Source organism: Cupriavidus basilensis, from assembly GCF_029335485.1.
GTDB lineage: Bacteria > Pseudomonadota > Gammaproteobacteria > Burkholderiales > Burkholderiaceae > Cupriavidus > Cupriavidus basilensis_E.
This window is the reverse complement of record NZ_JARJLM010000542.1, coordinates 34124-50432: the sequence shown is the minus strand read 5'-3', so window position 1 is coordinate 50432 and position 16309 is coordinate 34124. Positions and strand designations below refer to the sequence as shown.

Here is a 16309-nt window from a genome sequence, read left to right as displayed (position 1 = left end):
AGAAGGCACGAGGGAATTCAGCTTAGAACCAGCAGACCACCCGGAAACGACCGGGCGCCGAGGCCGAACGTTCTTTCGATCTGCAACAGGGCCTCGTCCAGAACGGCGATGGGGAAACGCCCGCTGACGGGGCTTTCGCGCCGGGATTTCGCCATCAGAACCACGCGCCCGGGCCGGTAGCGATTGATCTCGTCGAGTACACGCGCGAGCGGAGTTTGCCTGAATACCAACTCACCCTTTCGCCACGCCGACACGTTCGCTACGTCAATGTTGGTCACACCGCTGACCGCGCTGGCGCTATAGACCGTCTGTTGGCGCGCCTGCAGCATCCGTACGCCTGCAGGATGCTCCACGCGCACCGCTCCCTCGATGCAGGTCACGCAGACCTTGCCCTCCAGGCGCCGCACCTCAAAGCGCCCGGAATCTGCCAAGCTGCGGCCTGTGCCAGCAACGACGGCAAATGCGCTGCGCGCAGCCACCAGGTCGACGGCCACTTCTCCCGCGATCAGCTCCATTCCGACGATCTCTCCGTCCGCCACCTGGCGCCGGATGCTGGTCTGCGTGTTCAATATGACGCTCACCCTCTCGCCCAGCGCAACATCACGCTGCTCGCCGGTGGCGGTGCGGTATTCCGCATTCCATTCGTCCGGTGACGGCCACATGCCAAGAGGAGGATAAGCCACCGCTATGCCGGCTGCAGCGACGACGCTGACGGCCGCGCCCAGAAAGGCCCGGCGCCCGAGACTCTGCCCGTTCACCATGCGTTCGTGCCGAGCAGCGATCTTTGGTTCGGATCGTAGCAACTCGCCAAGCACGGGCTTCATCGCCTGCCACTGGCGCTTGGCTTCCTCGAAAGCCTCGGCGTGGGCCGGACTGGTACGCTGCCAACGCTTGAACGCCTGCAGGTCTACCTGCTTGACCTCGGCGACGACGAGCCGGCTCAGCCAGATGCGTGCTTCCTCTCGGAGCACATCGGGCGGCACGGGATAGTCAATCACAAGAGGCACGGGTGTCTTCATGGTGTCACGTCAACCGACGATGATGGTCCGAGCAAGCACAAGCGGCCACGGCAGTCCTATTCCTCTTAAAGACAACTGGCACAGCCCAAATCCTCCAACTATTTTTTGTCGGCCATGCGGGCCACGCAGTAATCATGTGCCCGCTTCAATTCGTGCTCGACGGTGCTGAGAGAAACTCCTAAGCGCTTGGCCACATCCTTCTGCGCCATCCCCTCCCAGCGCACCAGCAGCAGAATATCGCGGCGCCGCTGGGGCATGCGCCTCACGATCTCGAGTAGGCTTTCCATCTCGGAGCGGGCAGCAGCGCTCTGCTCCGGACCGGGGGCCGGGTCGGGCACTTCCAACAGCGCTTCCACCTCACTGCGCTGCGCAGCGTTGCTCTGACTGCGCAGGTTGTTGATCGCAATGTTGGCAGCCATGCGCAGCAGGAAACCGTGCGGATTTAGCACGGTTTCCTGGTCTTCCAAGCGCCGCACACGCAGCCAGGTGTCGTGCAGCGCGTCCTCCGCCAGATCGGAATTCCGCAAAGCACGCGTCAGGTGACGCTTGAGATCGCCGTAGCGCTTAGACAAGTAATCCAAGAGGATAAGGCGGACTTCCTCGGACATGGCTACGTCGCCCCCGGGTCACAGGCCGGCCCGTCTATCTGGCCGGGCAGAATGAGCATGAGCAGCGGCTGAGGCAAGTCCATCGGGGGTGGCTGACTGATCCGCACTCGGTGCAGGACTTCGAGCAAAGTGGTGTCCCGCCCCTTGTTTCCGCTTGTAGACAGCACCCGAGCACTGCGGATTCGCCCACCCGGGTCGACTTGAAACTGCAGTAGTGCGCGGTAGCCACTGGCCCCCGTACGCGGATTGGCGCAGATTGCGCGCCAGATGCTGGCCTGTACCAGACCGTCGTAACTGGCCAAGCGCTCCTTGCTGGAGCGCGCTGCGGCTGCAGCGGCCAATGCCTGCGGGCCGGCGGGCTTCAAGACCAAGGCGACAACCGAGCCCGCACTAACCTCCTCCGCCTCCAGGCCTGTGTCTTCAATCAGAAGGCGCAAGGCTGCCACAGAGGTGTAGCGTCCCCGCACTGGAGAGGCTGTCCGGCCAGCCACCAATAGGCTGCTAACGAGTGCCGATCGGCCTGAAGTGGCGGAGAACTGGTCCAGCGCCGAATCAAGCGGTTGCGCCGGAATATCAAAGTTGAAAAGCTGGACAGGTTCGCCGACCCCGGGGGCGACAGGTCGCATGGGCGACGATCCCGCCAACTGCGCACGCACCGCTCCGGACGCAGTCAGAAGGCCCAAGCAAATCAGGTATCCCGCCAGCGCAAGCACACTGACCGATGCCGAGTTGCTTGTCATTTTCTAGTGAAATCGTCTGATTTTTGGATGAATAGGACGAAGCAAACTATCAGAAAATAAGGAAGAGGTTACACACCAAAGGTTACATATTCGTGACGCGACACACAATCAGCCAGGCACCCACGCCGGGTCCGGATCAAGGCGCGCACCTACGTGCGCACGAGTCCGCCCAGTCTAGCCGACTGGGAGAGCTTCGATTGCAATCATGTGTGATGTCCCGACTGGGGCGGCAGGGAAGGAACTGGTCGGGCCACTCGCCCAGCGCCGATCACTCAGGCCGGGGGCGGCCTGCTTGATGCGGTATGCTTGCTCTCACCCATGACTCAGGGACCGCTAGATGCTGATCCGCGAACAAGGCAATCTCGTCAAGCTGATACGCACCGGACGTGACCTCAGCTCGCGCCGGGCACAGCAGACCGTCGTCGGGACGTTCCGGCACAGTGGCGGCCCCACCAAGGCGCTGCTTGCCCTGCTCGACGAGGACGAGCAGTCTGCCTTGGCGCGTTGGCTCTCCGCCAAGAACGATCGGCAAGAACAAGCGCAGCACCACCTCGTGCTCGACTCCGCGCATCGCCGTTTGGCCGAGCTCGTCAAGGCCATCGATGCTGCCGCCGAGCGTCTCTCTCCAGACGAGGCGGCCGCGATCTGGCACAACCTGAACGAAGTCTCCCGTGCCCTGAACCGGGCAGGCTTTCCTGAACCCAAGCGCAAACGCAAGCCCGCTGCCAACGCTTCCGGGCAAGGCGACCTGCTTGCGCCCCTGTTCTAAACCGGCACGACGACGCCCCCCTCAGCGGTAGATCTCACGCCGGTTCCCCAGCCACACCATTGTGATCGAAATGCGGGCGGGATCCCCGTACCATCGGCGAGGCACTCAAAGGCAGCGCCTTTCCGTTCAATACTCAACGGAGGACTTGTGCGGAAGCGGGAACCGCCGCCCCGGGCCTAATGCAGCGGCCTCGTCTGCGATGCGTAGGAGCTGCGCCGCCAACCTGCGTAGCGCTTCCGGATGTAGCTCTTGTCCGTTGCCCAATGGGGACTCCAGAACAGCCAACGGCTTTTCGTGGCGGTCACGGCGAAGGGTGTACGAGAGTGTGCGCATCGTCATCGTTGCTTTTCCCATCAGAGTCGACCATGCACGCTCTGGTCAGCCTTCGACAACTCATCGTTTCGCAACGCGATGTCCCGTCTCTGCTGGCCAAGCGAAAAGGTCTTGAAACGTTCCCGCACCTGATGGTACACGCGACCACAATCGTCGTCAGTCTTGCATTCAGCAAGCCGAACCTTCGCAGTATCGATGATGACAAGGTCATCGCCTTCAATCTGGCACATGATGTTGCCGGTCATGGTTGTACCCCTCGACAGAAGGGACCGTGGTGCCGGGTGATGTGGGATCCCGTCCACGTGCGGCAATCTGGGCTTGCCCGCTTCTCCGATCGGCGACTAGCATAGTTATCGTGAGCGCACGGGCAGCCCCTGAGCCTGTGCATCTGTTCCAGACGAAAGAAGATGGGAGCAGCACAATGTCGATCGAGATGTATCGGGGTTACGTGATTGAAGGCCTCGCGAATCCCGCAGGCGATGGCAAGTACGAGTCCAGGGGGTTCGTGCGAAATGGGCACCAACCTGGTCCGTATTTTTCTGCGGAGTCCGCGGACCTCGGTAGCTATGCAACAAGTCAGGGTGCACAGGATCATGCAATTCTCTGGGCGCGGCAATACGTCGATGTTCTGATCGCGTCCATTGGTCAGTAGGAGGCGACGCCCAGCCATTTGTTCCAGCCGGCCTTGTACACAGTGGTGTCGCCCGGAACCGCTTCCTCCGCGCCTGACTGCGAATCCACTGCGCCCGCGTGCCAATCGACCCTAGCGATCTCCCCGACAACATTGATGCCCAGAAGGCTTTGGGGCCCCGGCCAGGCCGCCCTGCTTGTCCGGAATGCTCGCAACTCAGACTTCCGCTTGATCCACGAGCAGTTCCATCGTCGTTTCTCCTTGCTCAACTTGTTCGGTGCAAGAGGCCGCTCCCCATATCGGCTCAGTATCCTGCCGTGGCGCACCGTCCATTGGATGAGTGCTCAACGAGAAGCCGTCTTCTTACGGCGAACGGCGGACGTGCCTTGATGCCATGGCTTTAGTGGTAGACCAGCACGGGGATCTTGCTATGGGTCAGCACCTTCAGCGTCTCGCTGCCGATCAGCAAGCCTTGTACGCCGCGCCGTCCATGCGACGCCATCACGATCAGGTCGCAGCCTTTGTCTTCGGCCGCTTTGATGATGGCCTCGTATGGGTGATCGTTGACTACATAGGTCGTCTCGCAAGGTACACCGGCGGCGCCGGCCTCCCGTGCAATGCCCTTCAGGTATCGCGTCGCTTCTTCCCACGCCGCATTGACATATTCCTCGCGGGTGTCGGTCAGCATTTCCACCTGATAGGTCAGCACGTGGTAATCCGGACAGACTCGTACTGCGGTGGCGCGGGCATTCATGTCGCGCGCCAATACGAGTGCCTTGTGGAAAGCCGCTTCGGCCAACGCAGATCCATCAACCGCCAGCAGAAGATGCTTGAACATTTTGCCCTCCTTGCTCTGTACGCTCACGCTTGGTGCCCATTCGCCGCCCTGTGCACAAGGCGCCTAACAGGCGCCAAGGCATTCTTGATGGATATCAAATACCCATCATCTAATTGGAGTATAGGTGCCGAAAGCCTCACGTCAACTGAGGGGGCGGCACATAATCGGTCACAAGCCCGAAGGCGATCGGGGATGTCGCCAAGACGACATTGCCGCTGACGTCGGACATCACGCTCGACCTGCGCACGACGGTCCAGGTGGTGGAACAGGCCGAAGCTGATTGACGTGGCCTTGTGCAGGCGTCATACCCGATTTGGCGCTTCGATCGCAGCTGAGCGCTGTTCAGGGTAATCATGGCGAAGTGAATCAGTACCGGCAAAGAACCGGGCCTTCGTCAAGGCACGCTTCGGACCACCGCCGACGCGACACCGGCCTTTTCGTCAAATTCCTACCCCGGTGTCACTTGCGCTCACACGAGTCAGCTGCAATCAGGGAGGCCGCCCACGCGCAAATCGCCCATACTGTGAGTGGGCCGCCGACCCGCGGCGGCTGCAAGCGCGGCCCGGCCATGACCCCGGGGACGCAAAGGAGCACAGATCGACATGCCTACCTATGAAGAAGGACGCCTGGCGGCCATCGCAGTCAGGCTGGCGCTGTCCTCGGGACTTCCCCCTGTGAACGCAAAAGCCGCACTGGATCTGGCAAGCAGAATGATCGGCGACCAGTTGACCACGCCTCCTGCTCAAAACAGGGAGCCTTGCGTATCGTCCGTAGCCCGCGGGCCTCTCGGCGGGCGCCCGGAAAAGCTGGCATCGTAGTCCTTGCCGCCGCGCTTCTCGCGTACACGGTTCGTTACGCACTCGGCCTATCTGGGAATGCGCCTGCAAATACACTTCAAAGAGCGGGCGCACTTCCCAGGACAATCGCACCGATGTAGTACGTGTAGACTGCGCCGGCTTTGTGCGCGGCCCCAGTACCCGCTCCAGATCCGGCCCCGAAATCGGTGCAGCATTGAAAAAGGCCGGAGCTCTTCGAGCCGCATGCGCTCAAATGCAGGCGCAGCAGATCCCATGCGAGCCTCACACGCTTGACGAACCGGTTGCCACGGGCGACATATCCACAGTTGTTGAACAAGCTGCTCAAGAGGAAGGCGCCGGTTTACTGGTAATGGCACACACGGCCGTCGCGGTACGCTTCAATTGCTGCTTCGCAGCGTCGCCAAGAACTGGTCCGACATTCCAATCTCCCTCTGCTTCTGTCTACAACGATCAAATGGTGGTCACCGGGCGCGCAGCAAGTCACGGTGAGACCCGTGGCGACTGGCTCTCACAGTGTCTATGAAGATAGCGAGTCTTCGCCCTTGATCGTGGAATTCGAGAGCGATCTCGAATGCGGCCTGTTCGGCCGAGTGTCGGCATAACAGCGCTGTGAAGCAAAGTCAGGTAGAAGCTCCGGTTGGCGCGGCATGACTGAATCTCACGTCAGCAGCGGTGCCCCATGGGCAGACAGCCAGTCGCGAGCGCACACACATGCTCACACGGATAACGGATGCTGCCGGCCACGGGCTGCGGCGGGCCGTCCCGCTCTGCCCTGCGGCAGCCGCACCTCGCCGGAGGAGATTCATCGGACCAAGGCTCTCAATGGCCCGTATCTGCGCCTCATCCCGGACAAACAACGAGCCAGCGAACCCCAGGGCATTGACCGAAATACCTTCAACGCATTCCCTGGATCAAGCAGCCCTGCGGACATGACCAGCAGGTTGTACGGCGCAGACTGGCGTAGTCCGCGGTCGACATCGACCGCCCGCACGCCAACCGCATCGAGCAGTGCGCGGTAGCGCTTGCGCGGCGTGCACGCCATCTCGTGCACGAGCGCCGCAAACAGAACCAGTGGCGCCAACGCAAGCGCAAATGCCAAGTCGGGGACGGCGCCCGGCGATCCGCGCCGACTCCAGCAAGAGGCCGATCGGCAGCGCCAGGCAACTCTCGGCGAACAGCAGCACAAATTGCAGATGTTTGTGGACCTGGCTCGCTCCCGCGGCTGCTCCGCCGTTGCCCCGCGGCAAGCTTCAGCCCTTGCTCAGGATCGTCATTGCCTTGTTCGCATCGTCGAGCGAGTCCACCGACACGTACGCGACAAACTGCGCCCCAATGACGGAGGCAGAGAATCCGCGTAGATTGATTTCGCCTTTCGCAAGCTGGCGGGTCAGCTCCGCCACAATGCCGGGCCGGTCCCCGCCCATGATACGCACCGAATGCAGGCTGTGCGTGACATTAAACCCGGCCTGGGCAGCTGCACGGATTTCCCTGTCGTTCTGCAGCGGTGTCACGAACACGACACCCTTGCCGGGGTCCTCCGGCGTGCGGCGCGCAATCGCGAACTGCAGGTCCGCGCCGGCATCGCGCAAGGTCTCCAGTACCTCCGCAAGGCCGCCGGGCCGGTCCGGTATGGTTGCCGCCCACACGTCCACGCGTTCCACGAGAAGATCGTTGGTCATTGCTCATTCTCCAAAGGTCACCACTACGAATCTAGCGCATGGCGGCCGACAGGCAAGCTCTGGGCTCGGTGGACAGCGGCAGGCCGATTTCCTGGCAACTCCCCGTGCCCGAACTTAATATGGAGTAGTCGTTTCAGGCAGTTATCGCAGGATAGTGGTACCGACACTACCCGGACGGATGCCATGGAAAGTGAAGGGGAATCGTCATGTCTGAAGGCAAATCGCCACGCCATGCTGCAGAGCAGGAATCGGCCGATGTGTCCGAGGCCGAAATTGCGGTCCATTGGCCCGAGGAGGACTACGTCCTGCCGGCCGGCCAGTTCATTGCGCAGGCCTATCTGACCAACCCGGGCGTTTTCGAACGCTTCTCCCTTGATCGTTTCCCCGAGTGCTTCAAGGAGTTCGCAGACCTGCTGGACTGGTACAAATACTGGGAAACGACCGTGGATACCAGCGCCCCGCCGTTCTGGCGCTGGTTCGTCGGCGGCAGGATCAACGCCTGCCACAACTGCGTGGATCGCCACCTCGCCGCGTACAGGAACAAGACCGCGATTCATTTTGTGCCGGAGCCGGAGCATGAGGCGGTGCATCACCTCACCTACCAGGAGCTCTTTGTTCGCGTCAATGAGCTGGCCGCCCTGCTGCGCGAGTTCTGCGACCTGAAGGCCGGCGACCGCGTCACGCTGCATATGCCCATGGTGGCCGAACTGCCCATCACCATGCTCGCATGCGCGCGCATTGGCGTGATTCATTCGCAGGTATTCAGCGGCTTCAGTGGAACGGCCTGCGCCGAGCGCATCGCGGACTCCGAGAGCCGGCTGCTGATCACCATGGACGCCTATCACCGCAGCGGTGAATTGCTCGATCACAAGGAAAAGGCCGACATTGCCGTGGCAGAGGCCGCCAGCGCCGGCCAGCAGGTAGAGAAGGTCCTGATCTGGCAACGCTACCCGGGCAAGTATTCCAGTGCCGCCAGACTGGTAAAGGGCCGCGATGTCATTCTCAATGACGTGCTCGCCGGGTTCCGCGGCAGGCGTGTCGAGCCCGAGCCGATGCCGGCGGAGGCACCGCTGTTCCTGATGTACACGAGCGGCACCACGGGCCGGCCCAAGGGCTGCCAGCATTCCACGGGCGGCTATCTCTCCTACGTGGCGTGGACCTCGAAGTACATCCAGGATATCCACCCCGAGGACGTCTACTGGTGCATGGCCGATATTGGCTGGATCACCGGGCATTCCTACATCGTCTATGGCCCGCTCGCGCTCGCCGCCTCGTCTGTCGTCTACGAGGGCGTGCCGACCTGGCCCGACGCAGGCCGGCCCTGGCGTATTGCAGAAAGCCTTGGCGTCAATATCTTCCACACTTCGCCCACCGCAATCCGCGCGCTGCGACGCAACGGGCCCGACGAGCCGGCGAAGTACAACTACCATTTCAAGCACATGACCACGGTCGGCGAGCCGATCGAGCCCGAAGTCTGGAAGTGGTACCACCGTGAAGTAGGCAAGGGCGAGGCGGTCATCGTGGACACCTGGTGGCAAACGGAGAATGGCGGCTTCCTCTGCAGCACGCTGCCGGGCATCCATCCGATGAAGCCCGGCAGCACGGGCCCGGGAATTCCGGGCATTCATCCGGTGATCTTTGACGAGGAAGGCAAGGAGATCCCGGCCGGCTCGGGCAAAGCGGGCAATATCTGCATCCGCAATCCCTGGCCGGGCATATTCCAGACCGTCTGGAAGGATCCGGACCGCTACGTGCGCCAGTACTATGCGCGCTATTGCAAGAATCCCGACAGCAAGGACTGGCGCGACTGGCCGTATATGGCGGGCGATGGCGCAATGCAGGCGGCGGACGGCTACTTTCGCATCCTTGGCCGCATCGACGACGTGATCAACGTTTCCGGCCATCGCCTCGGCACCAAGGAGATCGAATCGGCAGCACTGCTGGTGTCCGAGGTCGCCGAGGCAGCGGTGGTGCCGGTGGCCGACGAGGTCAAGGGCAAGGTGCCTGATCTCTATGTGTCACTCAAGCCGGGACTGTTGCCATCCACGAAGATCGCGAACAAGGTCTCGGCCGCCGTGGTATCCCAGATTGGCGCGATTGCGCGTCCGCATCGGGTCGTGATTGTTCCCGACATGCCCAAGACACGCTCGGGCAAGATCATGCGCCGCGTGCTGGCGGCGATCTCCAACCGGCAGGAGCCTGGCGACGTGTCCACGCTTGCCAATCCAGAGGTCGTCGAGAGGATCAGGGCGCTGGCGACATAGGACGGCTACGGCAGTCAATGTCTGACAGCGTTGTCAGGTTGCAGGCTCGGTCGCGTAAGATGGAACTCTGAAGAAGATTATCGTAATAGTGTTGCAAACTTGATGGGCGCAGCCATGCTGGAGATCCCGCAATCTAGGCGCGCGTGGTCGTCATCCATCTTCCCCCTTATCGAGGCCACGGCGCAAACCGAGGCCCCAATTTTTCTTATCGTATGCGTGGCTCGCTTGCTGAGGCAAGGCCGTTCCCAAATAGCTGGACAGAGGCCGCAGCAACGCAAGTTCCGAGTTATTGATCGGGCGGTGGCGTAGGATCGGTGAAGGTCTGCTCGACGAAGTAGCGCAATTGGCCCAGATCAGTTTTCGCGTATGCCGCTGTGGTCTGCACCGAGGCATGGCCGAGCAGCGCCTGTGCGGCGGGCAGCGGTACCTGGTTGGCGACCACCGGCGTGCGGGCGTGAGCGTGGCCAGTGCGTGCTGGCCGCCGCCAGCCGCGCCGCACCGCGCGGGTCGGCGAGGCGCCCAGGTAAGCGGCATGCCCGAGCAGCGCCACGCCGCCCGAGACCCAGTTGGCGCCCGGATCGGCCGGGTGGCCGCAAGCGGCCAAGTACGCCCTCAGCCGCGCGATCACCGCCGGCGGCACCGGCACGTGGCGCAGCTTGTTGCCCTTGGCCACCACTTCTGGCCACCAGCCCTCGATCCGCGCCATGGTGCCGGGGCGCTCTTCAACTCGTGGATGCCCTGCCAGGGAGTACTGAATAGCACTACTTATCGGTGAGGCAGCGGTACAGGTCCGCCAACACGCCGCCAGCGTACGATTGGGCGCGCGAATTGAGCGCCCCTCGACTGGGCGCCCAAACCGACTCCATGGAGTTGACCCGTTTTCCTGGACACCCCCTATCTTGAACCGAAGGAGGTGCCCACCATGCACCTGCATCGAATGCCGTATGCCGCGGCGTTCCGGCAACAGATGATTGACCTCGTCCAGGCCGACCATACGCCGGAAGACCTGGCCAAGAAACTTGAACCCGCCGCGCAGACCATTTACAACTGAGTCGCGCAAGCAGATCGCGATGCGGCAAGCGTCACAATGGCATCACCACGGTCGAGCGCGAGGAACAGACGCGGGTGCGCCGCAACGTCAAACAGCTCGAGGTGGAGAAAAATGATACTGGCAAAAATCGCGGCCTGGTTTGCCCGGGAGACCGGAACAGTCCCCGAACGAAAATGGCCGCACAAAAATAGTCATGGCAACCGCTTTTGGTTTTGTATAATGAAATCTATTTCATTGAGCGAAATCATTGTATGGAGAATCTTGCGGAGACGAAACTGGCGGCGCATGTTACCGCCCTGCAACTCGCCCCCCTTGCGCAGACCACCCGGGACCGCCTCGCTCAAGCCTTGCTCGACTGGTTCACGGCCGGCTGGTCGGCGAGCCCGATGCCACTGGCGGCGACCATGCGCACGCTGGCCCAGGATTGCACGCCTGGCGAGGGGCATGCCGCGGTGTTCGGCGGGTGCGGCATGGCGGCGCCCGGCGCGGCGTTCGCCAACGCCGCAATCGCGCATCTTCGCGAAATCGACGATGCCCATCGGGCGGCCATGTTGCATCCGGGTGTTATCGCCATTTCGCCGGTGCTGGCGCTGGCTGCCGGGCGTGGCCTGAGCCAACGCCGCGTGGCCGACGCCATCGTGGCCGGCTATGAGGTATCGCTGCGTGTAGGCGAAGCGCTTGGCCCCCGGCATGCGGCCAGCTTCCACGCCACCGCCACCGCCGGCGCGGTGGGTGCCGCGGCAGCGGCCGGCGTGGCGCTAGGTTTGACGACGAAACAGTTGCACCACGCCATGGGCATCGGCGCCACGCAGGCGGCCGGCCTCTGGCAATTGGTCGATGACGACGCCCACGAGTCAAAGTCGCTCCACCCGGCCTTCGCGGTGCGCAACGGTATCCATGCCGCGTTTGCTGCGCGCGCCGGGCTGCCCGGTGCGCGGGCCTTCATGACAGGCACGCGTGGGCTCTACGCGCTACTGGCCGGCGATGGGCCGCTGGAGGCGCTGGACGGGGACCTGGACGCGCCCGAACGCATCAACACGGCGACCATTAAGGCGTGGCCATGCTGCGCGCAGCTCTTTACGCCGATGGATGCCACCCGGGCGCTGATGGACGCGCACGCGTTCATGCCGGAGGATATCACCTCGGTCGAGGTGGCGATCTTTCCCCACGCACTCAAGATCGCCGGAGTGATCTGGCCCACCAAGCCCGCCGAGACCTGCTTTAGCCTGCGCTACTTGCTTGCCACGCTATTGCTCAAGGGCAACGTGGGCATCGAGGAGATGGAAACCCCGGAGTTGGGATCGCCGACGCTGCTCGCGCTGGCGAACAGGATCCAGGTCACGACCAACGACGATTTCCAGCTTGCGTTCCCGCACAAGCGTCCCGCCCGCGTCACCATCGCGCTGCGCGATGGCCGGCGCGTTAGCGCGCTGCGCGAGTTGCGGCGCGGCGATCCGGAAGACCCCTTCGACTGGGCCGCGCTGCAGAGCCGCATGCGCGCCTTCGCGCCCGCCATGGACGATGCCACGGCTTCCCGCATCGCCGGCTGGTGCGCCGGTTTTGCCGATGCGGGTAGGGACCAAGCATCCTGCACAGTGGCGCCAGCGCTATTTGGAGCGGCCGTGCAGCGCTGAGTCGCTCAGTGGCCGGCGGAAGGCCTGGTGTTGAAACCCTGCAGCGCCAGTTCGCGGCGCACTATGTCTACGGCCTTCAACTGGGCTTCCTCGCTATGGCGCGAGGCAAGCCCGATCACCACCAGCGCGCCCAGGAAAGTGCCGTCGCTCTCAAATACCGGCAGCGCCACCGAGGCCATCTCGGCCACGCGCTCGGAACGCGTCATCGCATAGCCCTTCTCGTGGATGGCTTTCGCCTGCGGTGTGTCGCCGCCGGTGAAAGCATTAAGCACGTGCGCCGAGGACCCGCCGTCGGCCAGGCGGATACGCGTGCCGACCTCCACATGATGTCGCACTTCCTTCGACGTGTTTTCGCGGAATAGGCAGACGCGCTCGTTGCCGCTGCGCACATAGAAGGCCACCGTTTCGCCGGTTTCCCGCATGGTGTTGTGCAACACCGGCTGCATGCGCGTGCCGAGATCGAAGGTGCTGCGGTAGAGCATGCCCATATGCAGCAGGGCCGGTCCTGGCGCATAGCTGCCGCTGTCGAAACGGTGCACCATGCGCGCGCGCGTCAGCACGCCGAGCAGGCGCAGCAGCGTGGCCTTGTCCAGCCCTGTGCATTCGGCGAGCTCCCGCAGCGACAGGCGCAAGCGCTCCTCGCTGAAGCATTCGAGGATGGCGATGCCGCGCTCCAGCACGCCGGCCGGCGGCTTGGGCGTGTCTGCAACGCCGCCGTCTTGTTCGCTTTCGGTAACGTCGACTGACTCAGTGGCAGCCAATGCCTTGGCCTTGGCGCCCGCGGACGTTTTGGTGTGTGAAGTCTTCATGTTTTCGGCGCATGTTGGCCACGAAATCCGCGCTTGACACGGGTTTCCTGACTCTCTATAGTTTTGTTCATTAAAACACATTTCATTCAATGAAACAATAAGCGGCGACCAGGCAAGGCGTTGGCCCGAGCGTTTCAGGCATGTCGGACAGCAAGGAGCCTTACCTCCGCTGCAGACTATTGTCGCTGATCGCAAGCCGCTCCCCTGGCAGGCGCAGCGACATTTACCTGAGGCTTCCAGTCCATGCAATCCGGGAGTGATTCCTTTCTCGCTTTGCTGTCCGGCATCGTCGGCACAGCCAACGTCCTCACGCGGGATGTAGATATGGCGCGCTATGTCTCAGACTGGCGCCGCAACTATCCGGGTGCCGCGCGCGCCGTGGTACGGCCAGCTAGCACCAGCGAGGTCGTCCGTGTGGTGGCGGCGTGCGGCTTGCACGGCGTGCCGCTGGTGCCGCAGGGCGGCAATACCGGGCTGGTCGGCGGTTCCACGCCCGATGCTTCGCGCACGGAAGTGGTCTTGAGCCTTGGCCGCATGACCGCAGTGCGCGGCGTCGATCCGCTCAACAACACCATGACGCTGGAAGCTGGCTGCACCGTGCTGGCGGCGCAGGAAGCCGCCGCCGCGCAGGGCCGGCTGTTCCCGTTGTCGCTGGCCTCGGAAGGCAGCGCCACCGTGGGCGGCGTTTTGTCGACCAATGCCGGCGGCGAGCAGGTGCTGCGCTATGGCAATACGCGCGAACTGACCCTTGGCGTTGAAGTGGTGCTGGCAGACGGCCAGGTGCTCGACAGCTTGGCGGGCCTGCGCAAGGACAATACCGGCTACGACCTCAAGCAGCTCTTCATCGGCAGCGAGGGCACGCTGGGCGTGGTGACGGCCGTCACCTTCAAGCTGTTCCCGCCGCCCCGTACTGTCATCACCGCCTGGATGGCGGTGCGCGATCCGCAAGCCGCAGTGGAGATGCTGAGCCGCCTGACCGGCGCCGTGGGCGAGCGGGTCACCGCCTTCGAGCTGATCGGCCGCGAGGCGCTGTCCCAGGTGCTCGCGCACCCGCTGGCGGGCATGCGCGACCCGCTGCCGGACAACTGTGCCTGGGCGGTGCTGTTCGATGTGTCCGAGACCTCGCCGCGGCTCGATCCGCGCCCGGCGGTGGAAGACGTACTGGGCGAGGCCATGGAAGACGGCCTGGTTGCCGACGCCGTGATCGCCGCGTCCGAGCGGCAGGCCCACGAACTGTGGGCGCTGCGCGACCACGTGCCCGAAGCCCAACGCCTGTGCGGTCCGTCGATCAAGCACGACATCTGCGTGGCAACCTCGCTGATTCCCGTCTTTATTGCCGAAGCCGGCGCCGCGCTGGAGCAGGCGATGCCCGGCATCCGCCCGGTGTGCTTCGGCCATGTGGGCGACGGCAACCTGCACTACAACCAGAGCAAGCCCGCCGGCATGGCCGACGATGCCTTCCGTGCGCGCGAGGACGAGGTGCACGAGTTGGTCCACGCCGTGGTTGCGCGCTTGCATGGCTCGATTTCCGCCGAGCACGGCATCGGCCGCCTCAAGCAAGCCGCGCTGCTGCGGTACAAGTCGCCGGTGGCGCTCGACCTGATGGCGCGCGTCAAGACCGCGCTGGATCCCCTGAACACCTTCAACCCCGGGCGCGTGCTGCCGCGCGAGCGCGTGTCCCTGGCCACGTCTTCCTCTCACCGCTAGGACTCCCCATGCCCGTTTCCGTATTCGATATGCAATCGCTCCAGCATCTGTGGGGCACCGAGGAACTGCGCGCCATCTTCTCCGAGGACAACCGCGTGCAGAAGTGGCTGGACTTCGAGGCCGCGCTGGCCGCCGCGCAGGCGGAGCTTGGCATCATCCCGGAGACGGCGGCCAGGGATATCGCCGCGCAGGCAAAGATCGAGAATATCGACCTGGCGCAGATGTCCGCTGAGATCCGCCGCATCAAGCATTCGCTGGTGCCTGCGCTCAAGCAGCTGCAGGCGCGCTGCTCGCGCGAGAATGGCGAGTGGGTGCACTTCGGCGCCACCACGCAGGACGTGGTCGACACGGGCGTGGCGCTGCAGCTCAAGGAGTTCCATGCGGTGGTGATGCGCGACATGAAGGCAGTCGGCACCGAACTGTCGCGTCTGGCCGGCGCCCACCGCGACACGCCCATGGCAGGCCGCACCCATGGCGTGCAGGCGCTGCCGATCACCTTTGGCCACAAGTGCGCGATCTGGCTCGACGAACTCGGGCGCCACCACCAGCGCCTGAAGGAATGCGAAGCGCGCGTGCTGGTCGGCATGGTGGCTGGCGCGGTTGGCAGCCAGGCGTCGCTCGGCGAGCAGGCGGCAGAAGTCGAACGCCGCACGCTAGCCAAGCTCGGCCTCGGCACGCCGGCGATCAGCTGGGCCCCGGCGCGCGACCGTTTCACCGAATACGCGCTGCTGCTGGCCATGATCGGCTCCACGCTGTCGAAGATCGGCAACGAGCTGTTCAATATGCAGCGCAACGAATTCTCCGAAGTGGAAGAGGCCTTCTCCGATGGCAAGCTGGGTTCCTCCACCATGCCGCACAAGCGCAACCCCACCTCGGCCGAGAACCTGGCGGGCCTGTCGCGGCCGCTGCGCTACAGCGCCGCCATGATGCTCGAAGGCATGGTGCAGGAAGGCGAGCGCGACGGCATCGCCTGGAAGATGGAGTGGAAGGCGCTGCCGGAGTGCTGCATGATCGCCGGCGCCATGCTGTTCCAGGCCAGGAACCTGCTGGCCGGCCTGCGCGTGGATGCCCCCAGCATGGCCACCAACCTCGACCGCATGCGCGGCTACCTGCTGTCCGAGCACGTCATGATCGAGCTTGGCGCCCGCGTGGGCAAGCAGACCGCGCACGAGTGGATCTACGAAGCGTCGATGCATGGCATCAGCCACAAGCTCGACTTTGCCGAGGCCATGCGCGGCCACAAGCACCTGGCCGAAGTGCTCGGCGAAGCGGAAATCGTACGCCTGACCGACCCCGCCGGCTACCTGGGGCAGTGCGCTGCCTCGGTTGACCGCGTGATCGCGCAGCAGCAAAGCGGCTGGCTCGGCCACTGAGCCGGCACGGCACGCATCCCATAACAGGCGGAGGCG

At 63.6% G+C, this 16309-nt stretch carries 16 protein-coding genes; 6 read left to right on the top strand and 10 right to left on the bottom strand.

The features are described from left to right. Window positions 1–17: 17 nt before the first annotated feature. From P3W85_RS33830 to P3W85_RS45670, 3 genes are all read right to left on the bottom strand, one after another. Window positions 18–1019: a FecR family protein gene (locus tag P3W85_RS33830; RefSeq protein WP_276267964.1), complete on the bottom strand. Its 1002-nt coding sequence runs from the start codon at window positions 1017–1019 to the stop codon at window positions 18–20. A gap of 98 nt (window positions 1020–1117) precedes the next feature. Next, window positions 1118–1627, bottom strand: coding sequence for an RNA polymerase sigma factor (locus tag P3W85_RS33825; protein WP_276267963.1), 510 nt, complete (start codon window positions 1625–1627; stop codon window positions 1118–1120). A gap of 2 nt (window positions 1628–1629) precedes the next feature. Next, the gene (locus P3W85_RS45670; RefSeq protein ID WP_430869674.1) at window positions 1630–2253 is read right to left on the bottom strand and encodes a TonB family protein; all 624 of its coding nucleotides are present in this window, start codon (window positions 2251–2253) and stop codon (window positions 1630–1632) included. 451 nt (window positions 2254–2704) lie between these two features. Between P3W85_RS45670 and P3W85_RS33820 the strand changes: the two genes are divergently transcribed. Further along, on the top strand, window positions 2705–3136 hold the full coding sequence (locus P3W85_RS33820; RefSeq protein ID WP_276267962.1) for a hypothetical protein: 432 nt from the start codon (window positions 2705–2707) through the stop codon (window positions 3134–3136). A gap of 353 nt (window positions 3137–3489) precedes the next feature. On the opposite strand, the gene P3W85_RS33815 is transcribed toward P3W85_RS33820, so the two are convergent. The 5 genes from P3W85_RS33815 to P3W85_RS33795 form a co-directional block, all read right to left on the bottom strand. After that, window positions 3490–3714: a hypothetical protein gene (locus P3W85_RS33815; protein WP_276267961.1), complete on the bottom strand. Its 225-nt coding sequence runs from the start codon at window positions 3712–3714 to the stop codon at window positions 3490–3492. A 786-nt stretch (window positions 3715–4500) separates the two neighbouring features. Then, entirely contained in the window at window positions 4501–4938 is a 438-nt protein-coding gene (locus tag P3W85_RS33810; RefSeq protein WP_276267960.1) for a universal stress protein, read from the bottom strand. Between the two features lie 1438 nt (window positions 4939–6376). Further along, entirely contained in the window at window positions 6377–6646 is a 270-nt protein-coding gene (locus P3W85_RS33805) for a hypothetical protein (RefSeq protein ID WP_430869673.1), read from the bottom strand. Window positions 6647–6667: 21 nt separating this feature from the next. Next, window positions 6668–7003, bottom strand: coding sequence for a hypothetical protein (locus tag P3W85_RS33800; RefSeq protein WP_276267958.1), 336 nt, complete (start codon window positions 7001–7003; stop codon window positions 6668–6670). A gap of 3 nt (window positions 7004–7006) precedes the next feature. After that, window positions 7007–7435, bottom strand: coding sequence for an ACT domain-containing protein (locus P3W85_RS33795; protein WP_276267957.1), 429 nt, complete (start codon window positions 7433–7435; stop codon window positions 7007–7009). 206 nt (window positions 7436–7641) lie between these two features. Between P3W85_RS33795 and acs the strand changes: the two genes are divergently transcribed. Continuing rightward, entirely contained in the window at window positions 7642–9699 is a 2058-nt protein-coding gene (gene acs / locus P3W85_RS33790) for an acetate--CoA ligase (RefSeq protein WP_276267956.1), read from the top strand. A 286-nt stretch (window positions 9700–9985) separates the two neighbouring features. On the opposite strand, the gene P3W85_RS33785 is transcribed toward acs, so the two are convergent. Continuing rightward, the gene (locus P3W85_RS33785) at window positions 9986–10405 is read right to left on the bottom strand and encodes a hypothetical protein (protein ID WP_276267955.1); all 420 of its coding nucleotides are present in this window, start codon (window positions 10403–10405) and stop codon (window positions 9986–9988) included. Between the two features lie 216 nt (window positions 10406–10621). On the opposite strand from P3W85_RS33785, the gene P3W85_RS33780 reads away from it, so the two are divergent. Together P3W85_RS33780 and P3W85_RS33775 are read left to right on the top strand one after the other, a co-directional pair. Next, on the top strand, window positions 10622–10750 hold the full coding sequence (locus P3W85_RS33780; protein ID WP_276267954.1) for a hypothetical protein: 129 nt from the start codon (window positions 10622–10624) through the stop codon (window positions 10748–10750). Between the two features lie 251 nt (window positions 10751–11001). Continuing rightward, window positions 11002–12384, top strand: a complete 1383-nt coding sequence (locus P3W85_RS33775) for an MmgE/PrpD family protein (protein ID WP_276267953.1) — start codon at window positions 11002–11004, stop codon at window positions 12382–12384. Between the two features lie 5 nt (window positions 12385–12389). On the opposite strand, the gene P3W85_RS33770 is transcribed toward P3W85_RS33775, so the two are convergent. Further along, the gene (locus P3W85_RS33770) at window positions 12390–13193 is read right to left on the bottom strand and encodes an IclR family transcriptional regulator (RefSeq protein WP_276267952.1); all 804 of its coding nucleotides are present in this window, start codon (window positions 13191–13193) and stop codon (window positions 12390–12392) included. 243 nt (window positions 13194–13436) lie between these two features. Here P3W85_RS33770 and P3W85_RS33765 point away from each other — a divergent pair, with 243 nt between their 5' ends. Together P3W85_RS33765 and purB are read left to right on the top strand one after the other, a co-directional pair. Next, window positions 13437–14900, top strand: a complete 1464-nt coding sequence (locus tag P3W85_RS33765; protein WP_276267951.1) for an FAD-binding oxidoreductase — start codon at window positions 13437–13439, stop codon at window positions 14898–14900. Between the two features lie 8 nt (window positions 14901–14908). Continuing rightward, on the top strand, window positions 14909–16273 hold the full coding sequence (purB, locus tag P3W85_RS33760; protein WP_276267950.1) for an adenylosuccinate lyase: 1365 nt from the start codon (window positions 14909–14911) through the stop codon (window positions 16271–16273). Window positions 16274–16309 lie beyond the last annotated feature (36 nt).

Coding starts and splice junctions, on each gene's coding strand:
- P3W85_RS33830 (WP_276267964.1), bottom strand. CDS start 1,019: ATGAAGACACCCGTGCCTCTTGTGATTGACTATCCCGTGCCGCCCGAT.
- P3W85_RS33825 (WP_276267963.1), bottom strand. CDS start 1,627: ATGTCCGAGGAAGTCCGCCTTATCCTCTTGGATTACTTGTCTAAGCGC.
- P3W85_RS45670 (WP_430869674.1), bottom strand. CDS start 2,253: ATGCGACCTGTCGCCCCCGGGGTCGGCGAACCTGTCCAGCTTTTCAAC.
- P3W85_RS33780 (WP_276267954.1), top strand. CDS start 10,622: ATGCACCTGCATCGAATGCCGTATGCCGCGGCGTTCCGGCAACAGATG.
- purB (WP_276267950.1), top strand. CDS start 14,909: ATGCCCGTTTCCGTATTCGATATGCAATCGCTCCAGCATCTGTGGGGC.
- P3W85_RS33815 (WP_276267961.1), bottom strand. CDS start 3,714: ATGACCGGCAACATCATGTGCCAGATTGAAGGCGATGACCTTGTCATC.
- P3W85_RS33810 (WP_276267960.1), bottom strand. CDS start 4,938: ATGTTCAAGCATCTTCTGCTGGCGGTTGATGGATCTGCGTTGGCCGAA.
- P3W85_RS33775 (WP_276267953.1), top strand. CDS start 11,002: ATGGAGAATCTTGCGGAGACGAAACTGGCGGCGCATGTTACCGCCCTG.
- P3W85_RS33785 (WP_276267955.1), bottom strand. CDS start 10,405: ATGGCGCGGATCGAGGGCTGGTGGCCAGAAGTGGTGGCCAAGGGCAAC.
- acs (WP_276267956.1), top strand. CDS start 7,642: ATGTCTGAAGGCAAATCGCCACGCCATGCTGCAGAGCAGGAATCGGCC.
- P3W85_RS33795 (WP_276267957.1), bottom strand. CDS start 7,435: ATGACCAACGATCTTCTCGTGGAACGCGTGGACGTGTGGGCGGCAACC.
- P3W85_RS33820 (WP_276267962.1), top strand. CDS start 2,705: ATGCTGATCCGCGAACAAGGCAATCTCGTCAAGCTGATACGCACCGGA.
- P3W85_RS33770 (WP_276267952.1), bottom strand. CDS start 13,193: ATGAAGACTTCACACACCAAAACGTCCGCGGGCGCCAAGGCCAAGGCA.
- P3W85_RS33765 (WP_276267951.1), top strand. CDS start 13,437: ATGCAATCCGGGAGTGATTCCTTTCTCGCTTTGCTGTCCGGCATCGTC.